Here is a 14,572-nt window from a genome sequence, read left to right as displayed (position 1 = left end):
ATTCGCCCGTGCGGGGGTGCGGGTCGTCCGCTCCGGAACGGCTCCGAGTACGCAGATCTGCGTACTCCGGCCGCCGCCGGCTACGCCCGCCGGCGTACGCGGGTCAGGACGCCGCGAGCCGCGCCTTCTCGGCGTCGACGTCGAAATCGGCCGGTGGCCAGCCCAGATCCAGCGCCTGCAGGTGCTCGATGAGCAGGTTCGTCACCGCGAGGTTGCGGTACCACTTGCGGTCCGCGGGTACGACGTGCCAGGGCGCGGCGCCGGTGTTGCAGCGCTCCAGCGCGAGCTCGTAGGCGTGCTGGAAGTCGGGCCAGAGCTTGCGGTCGTCGATGTCGCCGGGGTTGTACTTCCAGTACTTCGCCGGGTTCTCCAACCGCTCGGCCAGCCGGTCGCGCTGCTCGCCGGCGGAGATGTGCAGCATGACCTTGACGACGACGCAGCCGGACGCGGCCAGCTCGCCCTCGAAGTCGTTGATCGCGTCGTAGCGCGACTCGATGACGGCCGGCCGCACCAGCTTGCGCACCCGCGCGGCCAGCACGTCCTCGTAGTGGCTGCGGTCGAACACGCCGACCTGGCCGGCCTCGGGCAGCGCCTGGCGGATGCGCCAGAGGAAGCCGCGGCGCCGCTCGTCGGGCGTCGGCGCCTTGAACGCCCGGATGCTGACGCCCTGCGGGTCCATCAGCCCGACGGCGTGGCGCATGGTGCCGCCCTTGCCGGAGGTGTCCATGCCCTGCAGGACCAGCAGCAGCCGCTGGTCACCGCCGCTGCGGCCGGCCGCGAACAGCCGCTCCTGCAGGTCGGAGATGGCCGGGCCGAGCTCCTGCAGCGCCGCCTGGCCGTCGGCCTTCTTGCCGTCGAAGCCCGGCGTGGCACGGGTGTCGAGCGCCGAGAGGTCGACCGGCCCGGACGGGAGACGAAGGAGCGACGACCACGTCGGCTGAGTCATCGATTCAGCGTAACGGAGGGGGTCAGGGCGGGGGCCGCTACACTTGACGATTCGGTCCGGTTGGACCGGACGGCTTCGGAAAGGGAACGACATCGACGCCGAGAAGCACGACGCGGCCATCCGGCCGGCGGCCGGTCACGACGACGCCGTCGACGAGGAACAGCCGTACATCACCCATCTGTACGACCGGCTCGACGAGCTGAAGAAGCGGCTCACGGAGCGGCTGGCCACGCTGTACCGCGAGCACGGCGGCACCCACGCGTCGGTATGGGACCGCGAGGCGTTCGTCGCCCGCGACGTCGAGCGGCTGGAACGGCTGGGGTCGGTCGACCGCGGGCTGTGCTTCGGCCGGCTCGACTTCCGCGACGGACAGACCAGCTACATCGGCCGCATGGGGCTCACCGACGACGACTACGACCAGCTGCTGGTCGACTGGCGGGCGCCCGCGGCCGAGCCGTTCTACCGGGCCACGGCCGCCGACCCGGGCGAGCTGGTCCGGCGGCGGCACATCCAGACCCGCCTGCGCCGGGTGCTCGCCGTCGACGACGAGGTGTTCGACCTCGCGGCCATGCCGGCCGGCGGCCAGGGCACGCTGCGCGGTGAGGCGGCGCTGCTGGCGGCGCTGACGGAGCACCGCACCGGCCGCATGTCCGACATCGTCGCGACCATCCAGGCCGAGCAGGACCGCATCATCCGGTCGCCGCTGGGCGGCGTGCTGGTCGTGCAGGGCGGGCCGGGCACCGGCAAGACGGTCGCGGCGCTGCACCGCGCGGCGTACCTGCTCTACACCCACCGCGACCGCCTGGGCTCCAGCGGTGTGCTGGTGGTCGGTCCGAACCGCACGTTCCTGCACTACATCGACCAGGTGCTGCCGTCGCTGGGCGAGACCGGCGTCGTGCTGGCCACCGTCGGCGAACTGGTGCCCGGCGTCGAGGCCGGCGGCGACGACCCCGCCGACGTCGCCGTCGTCAAGGGCGACCCCCGCATGGCCACCGTCATCGCCGTCGCCGTCCGCGACCGTCAGCGGCTGCTGCCGGGACCGGTCGAGCTGAAGGTCGACCGCGTCGAGCTGACGCTGGCGCCGTCGGCGGTCCGGGCGGCCCGCACCCGTGCCCGCCGCGCACGCAAGCCGCACAACGTCGCCCGCCGCGTGTTCGTCCGCGAGCTGCTGCACCACCTCGCCGACGAGCAGGCCCGGGTGCTGGGCGAGTCGCTGGACGACGACGACCTCGCGGAGATCCGCGCCGACCTCGCCGCCGAGCCCGCCGTCGCCGCCGTCCTCGACGAGCTGTGGCCGGCGCTGACGCCCGAGCGGCTGCTGGACGAGCTGTTCGCGACGCCGTCGCTGCTGGCCTCGGCCGGCGCCGACCTGACGGCGGCCGAGCGTTCGCTGCTGGCGCGGTCCCCCGGCGAGCCGTGGACGACGTCGGACGTGCCGCTGCTGGACGAGGCCGCCGAACTGCTCGGCGAGGTCGACGACCCCGACGAGGCGGCCCGGCTGGCGCGCCAGCGCGAGGAGGCCGAGATCCAGTACGCCCGCGAGCTGCTGGACGAGCTGGAGCTGGAGATCCCGGTCGACCCGTCCCTGGTGGCGCAGCGGTACCGGGGCGGCGAGACCCGGCGCAGCGTCGCGGAGCGGGCCGGGCTGGACCGCACGTGGGCGTTCGGGCACGTCATCGTCGACGAGGCGCAGGAGCTGTCGCCCATGGCGTGGCGCATGGTCATGCGCCGGGCGCCGGGCCGCTCGATGACCGTCGTCGGCGACATCGCGCAAACGGGGGCAGCGGCGGGCGCGCGGTCGTGGGCCGACGTGCTCGAGCCGCACGTGCCGGGCCGCTGGCGGCAGGAGACGCTGAGCGTCAACTACCGCACGCCGAGCGAGGTCATGGACCTCGCGGCCCGGGTGCTGCACACCATCGACCCCGCGCTGGAGCCGCCGGCGTCGGTGCGCTCGACCGGCGAACAGCCACGCGCGGTGCCGGTCTGGTCGTCGCTGGACCTCGTCGAGTCGCTGGTCACCGAGGTGTCGGCCGAGCTCGACGCGGTCGGCTCCGGGCGGCTGGCGGTGCTGGTGCCGGCGGCGCTGCTCGACGACGTGCACGGCGGGCTGGCCACGGCGCTGCCGGTGCCGGTCTCGCGCGCGTCGACGGCCGACGCGCTGGACGCGCCGGTGGCGGTGCTGACGGCCGGCCAGGCCAAGGGCCTCGAGTTCGACACCGTCGTGGTGGTCGAGCCGGCCGAGCTGCTGGCCGAGTCGGTCCGCGGCGCCACCGACCTCTACGTCGCCGTCACCCGGCCCACCCAGCGGCTGGTGCTGCTGCACGCCGAGCCGCTGCCGCCGATGCTCACCTGAGGGCGGACTAGGCGGCCGGAACCGGCTGCAGCCGCAGGCCCTTGAATCGGGCGAACCCGCGATCGGCGGTGACGAACTCGCAGCCGTGCTCGATGGCCACCGCCGCGAGCTGCACGTCGGGGAGGTCGCGGCCGGCGGCGCCGGTGTCGTGGCAGAGCCGCTGGAAGATCGGCCAGTGCCGCGGCCCCGGCGCCACGATGATCGCCTGCGGCCGATGGCGGAAGACGTCGGCGAATCGGAGCGCGTCGTCGAGCGGGGTCGGCGTCCGGAAGACGCGCCGGTTCGTCACCAGCCGCAGGAACCCGTTGACGACGGCGTCGCTGACCGCGTAGCTCTCCATCCCCTCCAGCAGACCCCGCATCCAGTCGCGGTGCGGCGCATGCTGCGGCAGCTCGCCGCGGTGAGCGTAGACCAGGACGTTGACATCAGGCATCAGCATGGTCGATGGCCCGGAAGTGCTCGGCGTCCTCCGCCTCGGCCAGGTCGGCCCAGGTGGAGCGGTCGTCCAGGTCGATGCCGACGCGCAGCCCGTCGCCGTCGAAGGTGACGAGCTCGACGATGTCGGGTCGCAGGCCGCCGAGGTCGCGGCGCTCTCGTTCGAGCAGCTGGCGCAAGGCGTCCTCCAGGATCGAGGTGATGGTCCGGTCGCTGCGGGCGGCGTACTCCTTGACCTGGCGCATGAGGTCCTCGTCGAGGCGCACCGTCGTTCGCATGGATCAAGGATAACGCGGTGACATAAATATGTCACCGCGTCATCCACAGGCGTCCCGATCAGGCGGGCGCGGCCTTGCGCAGCTGGTCCATGAACGCGCCGAACCACTGCGGGTGGTCGGGCCAGGCGCGCCCGGTCACCAGGTTGCTGTCGACCACGCCGGCGCCGTCGACGTAGGTGCCGCCCGCGGTCTCGACGTCGACGGCGAGGGCCGGATAGGCCGACGAGCGGCGTCCGGACAGGGTCTGGGCGGCCGCCAGCAGCAGCGGGCCGTGGCACAGGGCGGCCGTCGGCAGGCCACCGTCCATGAAGTGCTTGACGATGCGCTGCGCGTCGGGGTCGTTGCGGATGTACTCCGGCGCCCGCCCGCCGGGCACCACGACGGCCACGTAGTCGTCGACGTTCACGTCGGCGAAGGCGAGGTCGGCGGGCCAGCTGTGGCCCGGCTTCTCGGTGTACGTGTCGAACCCGTCGACGAAGTCGTGCACGACGAACTGCAGCTTCTTCGCCGACGGCGCCGCGACGTCGACCTCGTAGCCCTCTTCGAGCAGCCGCTGGTAGGGGTAGAAGAACTCCAGATCCTCGGCCGCGTCACCGGTCAGGATGAGCACCTTGGGCATGGGCCGGACCTCCTCGTCGTGCTACGGACTGGGCACCTCGCCAGTCTCCACCCGCGCCGTCCGTCACCGCCAGGGCGGCCGGTGCGACGTGAGCGTGGCAGCGCCGTCGCGGCCCAGCGCCGTCAGCCGCGACACCGCGCGGAAGTACTTCTTCCGGTAGCCGCCGGCCAGCAGCTCCGGCGTGAACAGCCGGTCCAGCGGCACGCCGCCGGCGACGACGGGCAGGTCGCGGTCGTAGAGCCGGTCGGCCAGCACCACCAGCCGCAGCGCCGTCGACTGGTCGTCGACGGTGCGCACGCCGCGCAGGTGCACCCGCCGCACGCCGTCGAGCAGTGGTCCGTACCTGGACGGGTGGACGGTGGCCAGGTGCGCGGCCAGCGCGTCGAAGTCGTCGAGGGTGACGCCCTCCCCCGTCGCGCTCGCGGCGACGAGGTCGTCGGGCACCGGCTCGGGCGCCGCCGGCAGCCCGCGGTGGCGGTAGTCGTCGCCGTCGACCCGGACGACGGCGAATCTGGCGGCCAGCGCCTGGATCTCGCGCAGGAAGTCGGCCGCCGCGAACCGGCCCTCGCCGAGCTGGCCGGGCAGCGTGTTGCTGGTCGCGGCCAGCCGGACGCCGCGCTCGGACAGCCGGCCGAGCAGCGTCGACACCAGCACGGTGTCGCCGGGATCGTCCAACTCGAACTCGTCGACGCAGACCAGGCGGTGCGCGGACAGCGCCTCGACGGTCGCGGCGAAGCCGAGCGCGCCGGCGAGGTTGGTCAGCTCGACGAAGGTGGCGAACAGCTTGCGCTCCGGCGGCACCGGCGCGGCGTGCCACAGCGACGCCAGCAGGTGCGTCTTGCCGACGCCGAAGCCGCCGTCGAGGTACAGCCCGGCGCCCGGAGCCGCCGCCTCCGCACGCCGGAACCACCCGCGGCGCCGCCCGCCGTCGCCGTCGCCCAGGGCCGCGGCGAACGCCCGCGCCGCCGCGACCGCCTCGGCCTGGCTGGGGACGGCGGGGTCGGCGCGGTAGCCGTCGAATCCGACGTGGCGGAACCGCGGCGGTGGCACCATGTCGGTGACGAGCCGTCCAGCCGGCACGTCCGGACGACGGTCGGCGAGGCGGTCCGGCATGGCAGCAATCGTAAGGTTCTTCCCGTGCAGCAGCTCTATCCGCCCGGCGGCGCCGCCGGCCTCGACGCCGCCTACGCCTACCCGCCGCTGTCCGGCGGCGCCACCTGGCTCCGGGCGAACATGGTGACCAGCCTCGACGGCGCCGTGCAGGGGCCCGACGGGCGCTCGGCGACGGTGTCCAGCCCGCCCGACCGCGTCGTGCTGGCGTTGCTGCGGCGGCTGGCCGACGTCGTCCTGGCCGGCGCCGGCACCGTCCGCGCGGAGCACTACGGCCCGGTCGACCGGCCCATCGCGGTGGCCAGCCGCAGTCTCGACCTCGACCCGTCGGCGCCGCTGTTCGCCGCGGCCGAGCACCGCACCATCGTGCTGACCTGCGCGTCCGCACCGCCCGACCGGCTCGCGGCGCTCCGCCGGGTCGCCGACGTCGTCGTGGCGGGCGAGGCGTCGCTGGACGTCCCCGCCGCCGTGCGGGCGCTGGCCGAGCGCGGCCTGACCCGCATCCTGTGCGAGGGCGGCCCGCACCTGCTGGCCTCGATCGTCGCGGCCGGCGCATTGGACGAGCTCTGCTACACGCTGACGCCGTCGATGGTCGGCGGCCGGTCGCACCGTCTGCTGGAGGCGCCGTCGTCGCTGCACAGCGACTGGTCGCTCGGCCACATCCTCGAGGACGGCGGCACGCTGCTGATGCGCTGGGTGGCGCGCCGGTCCTGACCGTTGTCGGTGCGGTGGTACACACTGGGGCCATGCGACTCCCGGTCCTGCCGCCCGTGCCGCCGATGCTGGCCAAGCCCGTCAAGGGCATCCCCGACGGCGATCTCAGCTTCGAGCCCAAGTGGGACGGCTTCCGGTCCATCATCTTCCGCGACGGCGACGACGTCGAGATCGGCAGCCGCAACGAGAAGCCGATGACGCGGTACTTCCCCGAGCTGGTCGAGGCCGTCAGGGCGAACTTCCCGGAGCGTGCGGTCGTCGACGGCGAGATCGTGCTGGTCGGCGAGGCCGGCGACCGCCTCGACTTCGAGATGCTGCAGCAGCGCATCCACCCCGCCGCCAGCCGCGTCACCATGCTCTCCGAGACCGTCCCCGCCAAGTTCGTCGCGTTCGACCTCCTCGCCCTCGGCGACGTCGACTACACCCAGCGGCCGTTCCGCGAGCGCCGCGCCGCCCTCGTCGAGGCGTTCGCCGCCGCGCAGGCGCCCATCCACGTCACCACCGCCACCACCGACAGGTCGCTGGCCGAGCAGTGGTTCCACCAGTTCGAGGGAGCCGGCCTCGACGGCGTCATCGCCAAGCCGCAGGACGGCGTCTACGAGCCCGACAAGCGGGTGATGTTCAAGATCAAGCACGAGCGCACCGCCGACTGCGTCGTCGCCGGCTACCGCGTGCACAAGAGCGGGCCCGACCGCATCGGCTCGCTGCTGCTCGGCCTCTACGGCGACGACGGCGTGCTGGCCAGCGTCGGCGTCATCGGGGCGTTCCCCATGAAGCGGCGCGAAGAGCTGTTCGAGGAGCTGCAGCCGCTGGTCACGTCGTTCGACGACCACCCGTGGTCGTGGACGAAGCAGGAAGAGGGCACGCGCACGCCGCGCAACGCCGAGTACAGCCGGTGGAGCAACGGCAAGGACCTCTCGTTCGTCCCGCTGCGCCCCGAACGCGTCGTCGAGGTCCGCTACGACCACATGGAGGGCGTCCGGTTCCGGCACACCGCGCAGTTCGTCCGCTGGCGTCCCGACCGCGAGCCCGCGTCGTGCACCTACGCGCAACTGGAGGAACCGGTCAAGTTCGACCTCGCGGACGTGCTGGGCTGATCCGCCGCCCTTGCGCGAGAATGGAACCGAGGCCGGTATGGTGTGCAGCCCCGCCGGTGCCGACCCCTGGGAGGTCGCCATGTCGTACAACATCGTGGTGCTCGTCGAAGAGCCCGTTGCCGACTGGGACGCGCGCCAGATCGTGGCGTTGCACGCCGACACACCCGAACCGGTGCGCTACCACGTCCTGATCCCGGTCGAGGACGCCGCCAGCCGGGTCGAGTCGACCATCGGATCGCTCGCCGCCAGCGAGGTCATGGGCACCGCCGCCATGTACGTCGACGAAGCCGACCTCGAGCGCGTGCACGAGGAGATCCGCGCCGCCAGCAAGCGCTCGTTGGCGCAGTCGCTGGAGGCGTTCGCGAAGGCGGGCGCACAGGCCGGCGGCGAGGTCACCGCCACCGACCCGCTCGACCGCCTCTGCGCGCTGTCGCAGGAGTGCGGCGCGGCCGAGATCATCATCCTCACCCGCCCGCACGTCGTCGCCGAGCTGTTCCACGTCGACTGGACCGCCCGCGCGCGCCGCCGGCTCAAGGTGCCGGTGCTGCACCTGCTGGCCAAGGGCGAGCCCGACTGGGAATCCGAGGTCGAGGCCGAGCACGCGGCCGAACGCGACCGGCGCGCGGCCGAACGTCCGGCCGAGCGTCCGGCCGACAACGGCACCACCTCGGGGACGGCATGAGGGAGGCCATCGAGCTGGAGGTCGGTGACCGCAAGGTCCGGGTGTCCAGCCCCAGCAAGGTCTACTTCCCCGAGCGCGGCCTCATCAAGCTCGACGTCGTCCAGTACTTCATCGCGGTCGGCGACGGCATCCTGGGCGCGCTGCGCGAGCGGCCGACCACGCTCGAGCGCTGGCCCGGCGGCGTCTTCGAGGGCGCGAAGCTGTCGACGCGGCAGGACAACCGCGGCGACGCGTTCTACCAGAAGCGCATCCCCAAGGGCGCGCCCGACTACGTCGAGACCGCGACAGTCGCGTTCCCCAGCGGCCGCACCGCCGACGAGGTCTGCCCCACCGAGCTGGCCGTCGTCGTGTGGGCGGCGAACCTCGGCACGCTGACGTTCCACCCGTGGCCGGTCCGCCGCCCCGACGCCGACCACCCCGACCAGCTGCGCATCGACCTCGACCCGCAGCCCGGCACCGACTACGCCGACGCCGTCGTCGTCGCGCACGAGGCCCGGGCGCTGCTGCGCGAGCTCGGTATGGACGCCTTCCCAAAGACGTCCGGCGGCCGCGGCATGCACCTGTACGTCCCCGTCCGGCCCGAGTGGGACTTCGTCCAGGCCCGCCGTGCCGTCATCGCGTTCGGCCGCGCCCTGGCGAGGCGGATGCCCGACCGCGTCACCGTCGACTGGTGGAAGGAGGAGCGGGGCGAGCGCATCTTCATCGACTTCAACCAGATGGCCCGCGACCGCACCATCGCCTCCGCCTACTCCGTGCGGCCCCGCCCGCGCGCCACCGTGTCGGCGCCGCTGTCCTGGGACGAGGTCGACGACGCCCGGCCCGAGGACTTCGACATCACCACCATGCCGGCCCGCTTCGCCGCCGTCGGCGACCTCCACGCCGGTGTGGCCGAGGTGGCGTACTCGCTGGAGCCGCTGCTCGAGCTCGCCGCCCGCGACGAGAAGGACCACGACCTCGGCGACCTCCCGTACCCGCCGGAGTACCCCAAGATGCCCGGCGAGCCGCTGCGCGTGCAGCCGTCGCGCCGCGCGACCTTCGACTGAGGCCCGTCAGTCGACGTCGAACAGCGGGTCGGTCAGCGTCAGCGGCGTCGCGTCGCCCAGTTCCCAGACAAGGAAGAGCAGCATCAGCGACGCGCCGGTCAGGGCGATGTCCTTCATGAACTGGGTCATCTCCTGCTGGCGCACCATGGGGTCCTTCTCGGGCCAGAAGCGGTGCATGAGCAGCGCCGCGGAGAGCGTGAACAGGCCCAGCAGGATCGCGCCGACGTCCATCCAGACGCCGAGCAGCACGGACAGCCCGCCGATCAGGATCTGCGCGCCGGTGATCCACACCGCCGGCTGCCCCGGTTTCACGCCGCGGCTCTCCGCGTAGCCGGCCATCGCGCCGCGGTCGGTGAGGTGGGCGGCCGAACTGCCCAGGAAGAGCCCGACGAAGAGGATGCGGCCGATCAGGAACACGACGTCCATGTCGCGCCTCCGGGGTGAGGAGTTCACCTCCATCATTCCCTCGCGGCGTACGCTCACACCTGGGAATCCGGCCGTCTTCCAGGGGGTTCACCAGATATGAGCTACGAGATCGAGAAGTCCGACGCCGAGTGGCGGGCCGAGCTGACGCCCGAGGAGTACCACGTCCTGCGCGAGGCCGGCACCGAGCGCGCCTTCACCAGCCCGCTCGAGCACGCCGACGACCAGCCGTTCGTCTATTCCTGTCGCGCCTGTGGCGCCGAGCTGTTCGAGTCCGCCACCAAGTTCGACGCCCAGTGCGGCTGGCCGTCGTTCTACGCGCCGCTGGCCGAGGACCGCGTCGAGTACATCGAGGACCGCAGCTTCGGCACCGTCCGCACCGAGGTCCGCTGCGCCCGCTGCGGCTCGCACCTGGGCCACGTCTTCCAGGGCGAGGGCTTCGCCACCCCGACCGACCTGCGCTACTGCATCAACGGCATCTCGCTGCAGCGGCGGGAGGCCGATCCGGCACACTGAGCCGGTGGACCTCATCCTGCACTCCGCCACCATCGACCGGCTCGACGCGACGACGCTGTACCGGCTGCTGCGCCTGCGCTCCGACGTGTTCGTCGTCGAGCAGGGCGACCCCTACCCCGAGCTGGACGGCCGCGACCTCGAGCCGTCCGCCGTCCACCTGTGGCTGGCCCGCGGCGACGAGCCGGTCGGCTACCTGCGCATCCTCGACGACCCCGACGGCGCGGCCCGCATCGGCCGGGTCGTCGTGGCGCCGTCGGCCCGCGGAGCCGGCCTGGCCGGGCGGCTGATGGACGCCGCCCTCGACCGCATCGGCGCGCGTCGATGCGTGCTGGCCGCCCAGGTCCAGCTGACCGGCTTCTACGGCCGCTACGGCTTCACCGTCACCGGCCCCGAATTCCTCGACGGCCACATCCCGCACCTGCCGATGGACCGCCCGGCGCCGTCATGACGCGTGTCGACGCACAGGCGTTTCGCGCGGGCCAGTGCGGCGGCCGGGTGATGATGCTCGGCCCGGCGCCCAACGTGCCGCTGGCGCTGACGGTGCGTCTGGTCGCCGGCTACGCCCGTGACCACCGCGGCCCGCTCGGCACCTTCACCGTCATGAACACGGGCGACCGGCGGATCACCGGCATGAGCGGACCGGCGGCCTGGGTCTGGATCGCCCGCGGCGGCGTCGTCGTCACCGAACCCGGCGCCATGCCGGCCGTGAACGTGCGGGTCGACCTGGCGCCCGGCGAGTCGCTGTCGGCGGACCTGCACTCGGTGCTGCGGCAGTGCGACTCCGCTGCGGCCGACGTTGCCCTCGCGCCCGGCCGTTACGAGGTGTACGTCCGCTGGGACCTGCGCCCCGACGACGGCGACGAGATCGCGCTCTACGCCGGCCCGGCCGGGATCGACCTGCGCTGATGCACGGCACCCCAACCGGATCGGCCCGCCGTTCGTCCTAGTGGGTGAGAGGGCGGAGGTGGCCGGTGGCGAGCTGGGAGCACGTCTTCACCGATCTGGCGGAGACCCGTGGCCAGGCGCTGCTTCGCTACGCGTACCTGCTGACCGGTGACGCCGCCGAGGCGGCCGACCTGGTGCAGGAGGCGCTGCTGCGCGCCTTCGGCCGGACGACGCGCGGGCTGACGCTGGAGTCGGCCGAGGCGTACGTGCGGCGGGCGATCCTCACCATCCACGTCGACGGGCGGCGGAGGTCGGGCCGGTGGCTGCGGGTCCGGCACCTCGTCGCCGGCCGCTCCGACGTCGCCGGACCCGAGGGTGCCGTCGTCAACGGCGCCGACCTGCGGTCCGCGCTGGCCTCGCTGTCGCCGCGGCAGCGAGCCTGTGTGGTGCTGCACTACTACGAGGACCTCTCGGTGGCGCAGGTGTCCGACGTGCTGGGCTGCACGCCCGGCGCGGTGAAGCGGCACCTCAGCGACGCCCGCGCCCGGCTCGAACCCCTGCTCACCGACGCGCCGGAGGAACTGCGATGACCCTGCGCTCCCGCCTCGACGATCTCGCCGCCGACGCCCCCGGCCCCGGTGCGCTGGACCTTCACCGGCTCCACGGCCGCATCGCCCGCCGCCGTCGCACCCGGATCGCCTCCGCCGGCGCCGCGGTCGTGCTCACCGCGACGGCCGCCTCCGTGGCCGCGGTGGGCCTGCTCGACCAGGACGGGCCACTCACTCCCCCGGTGGCCGGCGACCCGTCGCCGACGCCCAGCGGCCTGCCCACCGTGGAGAAGTCGCCGGCGCCGGGTCCGCAGCAGGCGTTCACTACGCGCGGCTGCGGCTGGATCGTCAAGGAACAGGGTCCGGCGCCCGACTCACCGCTGCAGATGACCGTCGAACTCGACGACTCGGTGGACCCCGATGACTGGGACGAGCCCATCGGCACCGCCACCATCACCAACGTCAGCGAGCAGCCGTTCACCGGCGCCACGGGCCGGTTCCCCGAGACGTTGGTCGCGCACGACGGCTCGGTGGTCACGGAACCGGGACCACAGCAGGCCTCACTCCACGGCGTCATGCTGGCGCAGGGCCAGAGCGTCACCTACCCGGTGCACTCGTTCCTCCGGCAGTGCACGCCGGGGGACGTGACCCAGCCGCAGCACGAACCGCTCGAGCCCGGCACCTACCAGGTCTACGTCGAGCTCGAGTTCGTCGACGCGTTCACGCTCTACAGCGGGCCGATCGACGTCGAGGTGAGCGGTTAGGGCAGCGCCGCCACGAGGTCGGGCAGCGCCAGCCGACGGCCGGTGTAGAACGGGACCTCTTCGCGGACGTGCCGCCGTGCCGTCGAGCCGCGCAGGTGGCGCATGAGGTCGACGATGCGGTGCAGCTCATCGGCCTCGAAGGCGAGGATCCACTCGTAGTCGCCGAGGGAGAACGACGCGACGGTGTTGGCGCGCACGTCGGGGTAGTCGCGGGCCATCTTGCCGTGGTCGGCGAGCATCTGGCGGCGCTCGGCGTCGGGCAGCAGGTACCACTCGTACGAGCGCACGAACGGGTACACCGACACGTACGCGCGCGGCTCCTCGTCGGCGAGGAAGGCGGGGATGTGGCTCTTGTTGAACTCGGCCGGGCGGTGGATGGCGGCCTGCGACCAGACGGGATCGAGCTGGCGGCCGAACGCGGTGCCGCGGAACCGGTGGTACGCCGTCTGGAGGTCCTCGATGGCCGGCGCGTGCCACCAGATCAGCAGGTCGGCGTCGGCGCGCAGGCCGGCGACGTCGTAGGTGCCGCGGATGACGACGTCCTTGGCGGCGAGCTCGGCGAACAGCGCCGTGACCTCGTCGGCGAGGTCGGACCGCGACGTGGCGCCGAGCGGCGCACGCAGCCGGAACACCGACCACATGGTGTAGCGGATGACCTGGTTCAGCTCGCGGGCCTTCGGCTTGGACGCGGTGTCGCTCATGTCTCGATCCTGGCACGCCGCTCCGACAGGTACGCGGCCACCCTCCCCGCGGCGTCGTGGGCGGCCCCGACGCAGGCCGCGACGCCGACGCCGTCGTACACGGCGCCGCACACGGCCAGCCCGGGGACGGGCTCGACGGCGGCCCTGATGCGCGCGACGCGGTCCAGGTGCCCGACGGCGTACTGGGGCAGCGCCCCGCCCCACCGGGTCACCCGCGAGTCGACGACGCCGCCCGCGTAGCCCGTCGCCGCCCGGACGTCGGCCAGCGCGGCCGCGACCAGGTCGTCGTCGTCGCGCTGCAGGTCACGGGACTCGCCGTGCCGGCCGAGGGACGCGCGCAGCAGCACCAGCCCACCGGCCTCGGCCCGCCCGCCCAGCCACGGCCACTTCACCGACGAGTACGTCACCGCCTTGACCGTCCGCCCGTCCACCGGCGGCACCAGGAAGCCCGAGGACGACGGCGCCGCCGGGAACCCGCCCGCCGGCAGCGCGAGCGTGGCGATCGCCATGCTGGCCGCCTCGACGCCGCCCAGTTCCGCTGCGGCCGCCGGGGCCGCCGACGCCAGCAGCCGGGCCGCCGCCACCGCCGGCGTCGCCACCACGACCGCGTCGACGTCCAGCACCGACGGCTCCGGGACCGGCCCGGTCACCAGCCGCCAGCCGTCCGCCGTCCGCTCGATGGAGCGCACCGTCACGCCGGTGCGCACCTCGGCCCCGGACGCCGCTGCCACCGCGCCCGGCAACCGGCCGACGCCGCCGGTCAGCCCGGCGAACACCGGCCCAGCAGCCGGCGCCGGCCCGGCCGGGCGCGGCGCCGTCAGAGCCACCGCCTCGCCCAGCGACTGCGCCGTCCGCACCGCCGCGCCCAACGCCGGCACCGTCGCGTCCAGCGACAGCTCGTCCGCCCGCCCCGCGTACACGCCGCCGAGCAGCGGCTCGACCAGCCGGTCGGCCACCGCGTCGCCGTACCGCGAACGCACCAGCCGCCCGATCGCGACGTCGCCGTCCACGCTCAGCGGGTCCGCGGCGTCGCGGACGATCGCCGACGTCATCTCCGCCGCCGTCAGCACGCCGCCCAGTTGCGCGGGGTCGGCGGGCACGCCCATGACCGTCCCGGCCGGCAGCGCGACGATCGAGCCGCGGCTCCACAGTCCGGCGCCGACGGCCGCGGGGTGCACGATGTCGTCGCCGAGGCCGACGTCGCGGGCCAGCTCGACCGCCTCGGGCCGGCGCGCCAGCAGCGACTCCGCGCCCTCGTCGACGGGCAGCCCGGCCACCTCGGACACCCGCAGGTGCCCGCCCACGACCGGCTGCTTCTCCAGCACCACGATCTGCGCCGACGGCCCGAGCGACTGCCGCAGGAACCACGCCGCCGCCAGTCCGCTGATCCCGCCACCGACGACCGCCACGCGCACTCCGCTCACGCGCCCCAGCATCGCATGGGCCCATCTCACGCCC

General features: G+C 73.6%; 18 protein-coding genes. 10 read left to right on the top strand and 8 right to left on the bottom strand.

What is annotated here, in order from left to right; translation table 11 throughout:
* Nucleotides 1–103: 103 nt before the first annotated feature.
* Nucleotides 104–946: a PPK2 family polyphosphate kinase gene (locus BLU82_RS10570; protein WP_092619501.1), complete on the bottom strand. Its 843-nt coding sequence runs from the start codon at nucleotides 944–946 to the stop codon at nucleotides 104–106.
* Between the two features lie 118 nt (nucleotides 947–1,064).
* Between BLU82_RS10570 and BLU82_RS10565 the strand changes: the two genes are divergently transcribed.
* Complete coding sequence (locus BLU82_RS10565; RefSeq protein ID WP_092625680.1) at nucleotides 1,065–3,299, top strand: AAA family ATPase; 2,235 nt, start codon at nucleotides 1,065–1,067, stop codon at nucleotides 3,297–3,299.
* A 7-nt stretch (nucleotides 3,300–3,306) separates the two neighbouring features.
* Here BLU82_RS10565 and BLU82_RS10560 read toward each other — a convergent pair whose 3' ends face one another.
* The 4 genes from BLU82_RS10560 to zapE form a co-directional block, all read right to left on the bottom strand.
* The gene (locus BLU82_RS10560) at nucleotides 3,307–3,732 is read right to left on the bottom strand and encodes a type II toxin-antitoxin system VapC family toxin (protein WP_197682859.1); all 426 of its coding nucleotides are present in this window, start codon (nucleotides 3,730–3,732) and stop codon (nucleotides 3,307–3,309) included.
* Entirely contained in the window at nucleotides 3,725–4,012 is a 288-nt protein-coding gene (locus tag BLU82_RS10555; RefSeq protein WP_092625678.1) for a CopG family ribbon-helix-helix protein, read from the bottom strand. The genes BLU82_RS10560 and BLU82_RS10555 overlap by 8 nt, the downstream gene beginning before the upstream one ends.
* A 58-nt stretch (nucleotides 4,013–4,070) precedes the next feature.
* The gene (locus BLU82_RS10550) at nucleotides 4,071–4,631 is read right to left on the bottom strand and encodes a DJ-1/PfpI family protein (protein WP_092619495.1); all 561 of its coding nucleotides are present in this window, start codon (nucleotides 4,629–4,631) and stop codon (nucleotides 4,071–4,073) included.
* 63 nt (nucleotides 4,632–4,694) lie between these two features.
* Entirely contained in the window at nucleotides 4,695–5,744 is a 1,050-nt protein-coding gene (zapE, locus tag BLU82_RS10545; protein ID WP_092619492.1) for a cell division protein ZapE, read from the bottom strand.
* 24 nt (nucleotides 5,745–5,768) lie between these two features.
* Between zapE and BLU82_RS10540 the strand changes: the two genes are divergently transcribed.
* The 4 genes from BLU82_RS10540 to ligD all read left to right on the top strand — a co-directional run bounded on the left by BLU82_RS10540 (nucleotide 5,769) and on the right by ligD (nucleotide 9,277).
* Nucleotides 5,769–6,455, top strand: coding sequence for a pyrimidine reductase family protein (locus BLU82_RS10540; protein ID WP_197682858.1), 687 nt, complete (start codon nucleotides 5,769–5,771; stop codon nucleotides 6,453–6,455).
* A gap of 32 nt (nucleotides 6,456–6,487) precedes the next feature.
* Nucleotides 6,488–7,552, top strand: coding sequence for an ATP-dependent DNA ligase (locus BLU82_RS10535; RefSeq protein ID WP_092619489.1), 1,065 nt, complete (start codon nucleotides 6,488–6,490; stop codon nucleotides 7,550–7,552).
* 79 nt (nucleotides 7,553–7,631) lie between these two features.
* Nucleotides 7,632–8,234 carry a hypothetical protein gene (locus BLU82_RS10530; RefSeq protein ID WP_197682857.1) on the top strand — a complete coding sequence of 201 codons (603 nt, stop codon included), beginning with the start codon at nucleotides 7,632–7,634 and terminating at the stop codon, nucleotides 8,232–8,234.
* Nucleotides 8,231–9,277, top strand: a complete 1,047-nt coding sequence (gene ligD, locus BLU82_RS10525; protein ID WP_092619486.1) for a non-homologous end-joining DNA ligase — start codon at nucleotides 8,231–8,233, stop codon at nucleotides 9,275–9,277. The genes BLU82_RS10530 and ligD overlap by 4 nt, the downstream gene beginning before the upstream one ends.
* Before the next feature lie 6 nt (nucleotides 9,278–9,283).
* Here ligD and BLU82_RS10520 read toward each other — a convergent pair whose 3' ends face one another.
* Nucleotides 9,284–9,703 (bottom strand): DoxX family protein, encoded by a 420-nt coding sequence (locus BLU82_RS10520; protein WP_092619483.1) that lies wholly within the window; start codon nucleotides 9,701–9,703, stop codon nucleotides 9,284–9,286.
* Between the two features lie 96 nt (nucleotides 9,704–9,799).
* Here BLU82_RS10520 and msrB point away from each other — a divergent pair, with 96 nt between their 5' ends.
* The 5 genes from msrB to BLU82_RS10495 all read left to right on the top strand — a co-directional run bounded on the left by msrB (nucleotide 9,800) and on the right by BLU82_RS10495 (nucleotide 12,413).
* Nucleotides 9,800–10,216: a peptide-methionine (R)-S-oxide reductase MsrB gene (msrB, locus tag BLU82_RS10515; RefSeq protein ID WP_092619480.1), complete on the top strand. Its 417-nt coding sequence runs from the start codon at nucleotides 9,800–9,802 to the stop codon at nucleotides 10,214–10,216.
* Nucleotides 10,217–10,220: 4 nt separating this feature from the next.
* A complete protein-coding gene (locus BLU82_RS10510) occupies nucleotides 10,221–10,664 on the top strand; it encodes a GNAT family N-acetyltransferase (protein WP_092619477.1) in 444 nt (147 codons plus the stop codon).
* Nucleotides 10,661–11,122: a hypothetical protein gene (locus BLU82_RS10505; RefSeq protein WP_092619474.1), complete on the top strand. Its 462-nt coding sequence runs from the start codon at nucleotides 10,661–10,663 to the stop codon at nucleotides 11,120–11,122. The genes BLU82_RS10510 and BLU82_RS10505 overlap by 4 nt, the downstream gene beginning before the upstream one ends.
* A gap of 65 nt (nucleotides 11,123–11,187) precedes the next feature.
* Nucleotides 11,188–11,691, top strand: a complete 504-nt coding sequence (locus tag BLU82_RS10500) for a SigE family RNA polymerase sigma factor (RefSeq protein ID WP_092619471.1) — start codon at nucleotides 11,188–11,190, stop codon at nucleotides 11,689–11,691.
* Nucleotides 11,688–12,413 (top strand): hypothetical protein, encoded by a 726-nt coding sequence (locus tag BLU82_RS10495; RefSeq protein ID WP_092619468.1) that lies wholly within the window; start codon nucleotides 11,688–11,690, stop codon nucleotides 12,411–12,413. The genes BLU82_RS10500 and BLU82_RS10495 overlap by 4 nt, the downstream gene beginning before the upstream one ends.
* Here BLU82_RS10495 and hemQ read toward each other — a convergent pair.
* Both hemQ and hemG read right to left on the bottom strand, forming a co-directional pair.
* A complete protein-coding gene (gene hemQ / locus BLU82_RS10490; protein ID WP_092619465.1) occupies nucleotides 12,410–13,114 on the bottom strand; it encodes a hydrogen peroxide-dependent heme synthase in 705 nt (234 codons plus the stop codon). The two genes, BLU82_RS10495 and hemQ, sit on opposite strands and share 4 nt — an antisense overlap.
* A complete protein-coding gene (gene hemG / locus BLU82_RS10485) occupies nucleotides 13,111–14,538 on the bottom strand; it encodes a protoporphyrinogen oxidase (RefSeq protein WP_197682856.1) in 1,428 nt (475 codons plus the stop codon). The genes hemQ and hemG overlap by 4 nt, the downstream gene beginning before the upstream one ends.
* Nucleotides 14,539–14,572: the final 34 nt, after the last annotated feature.

The sequence above is a fragment of the Jiangella sp. DSM 45060 genome, from assembly GCF_900105175.1.
GTDB lineage: Bacteria > Actinomycetota > Actinomycetes > Jiangellales > Jiangellaceae > Jiangella.
This window is presented reverse-complemented; position numbering and strand designations above follow the sequence as displayed.

Coding starts and splice junctions, on each gene's coding strand:
- BLU82_RS10570 (WP_092619501.1), bottom strand. CDS start 946: ATGACTCAGCCGACGTGGTCGTCGCTCCTTCGTCTCCCGTCCGGGCCG.
- BLU82_RS10560 (WP_197682859.1), bottom strand. CDS start 3,732: ATGCCTGATGTCAACGTCCTGGTCTACGCTCACCGCGGCGAGCTGCCG.
- BLU82_RS10555 (WP_092625678.1), bottom strand. CDS start 4,012: ATGCGAACGACGGTGCGCCTCGACGAGGACCTCATGCGCCAGGTCAAG.
- BLU82_RS10550 (WP_092619495.1), bottom strand. CDS start 4,631: ATGCCCAAGGTGCTCATCCTGACCGGTGACGCGGCCGAGGATCTGGAG.
- zapE (WP_092619492.1), bottom strand. CDS start 5,744: ATGCCGGACCGCCTCGCCGACCGTCGTCCGGACGTGCCGGCTGGACGG.
- BLU82_RS10535 (WP_092619489.1), top strand. CDS start 6,488: ATGCGACTCCCGGTCCTGCCGCCCGTGCCGCCGATGCTGGCCAAGCCC.
- BLU82_RS10530 (WP_197682857.1), top strand. CDS start 7,632: ATGTCGTACAACATCGTGGTGCTCGTCGAAGAGCCCGTTGCCGACTGG.
- ligD (WP_092619486.1), top strand. CDS start 8,231: ATGAGGGAGGCCATCGAGCTGGAGGTCGGTGACCGCAAGGTCCGGGTG.
- BLU82_RS10520 (WP_092619483.1), bottom strand. CDS start 9,703: ATGGACGTCGTGTTCCTGATCGGCCGCATCCTCTTCGTCGGGCTCTTC.
- msrB (WP_092619480.1), top strand. CDS start 9,800: ATGAGCTACGAGATCGAGAAGTCCGACGCCGAGTGGCGGGCCGAGCTG.
- BLU82_RS10505 (WP_092619474.1), top strand. CDS start 10,661: ATGACGCGTGTCGACGCACAGGCGTTTCGCGCGGGCCAGTGCGGCGGC.
- BLU82_RS10495 (WP_092619468.1), top strand. CDS start 11,688: ATGACCCTGCGCTCCCGCCTCGACGATCTCGCCGCCGACGCCCCCGGC.
- hemQ (WP_092619465.1), bottom strand. CDS start 13,114: ATGAGCGACACCGCGTCCAAGCCGAAGGCCCGCGAGCTGAACCAGGTC.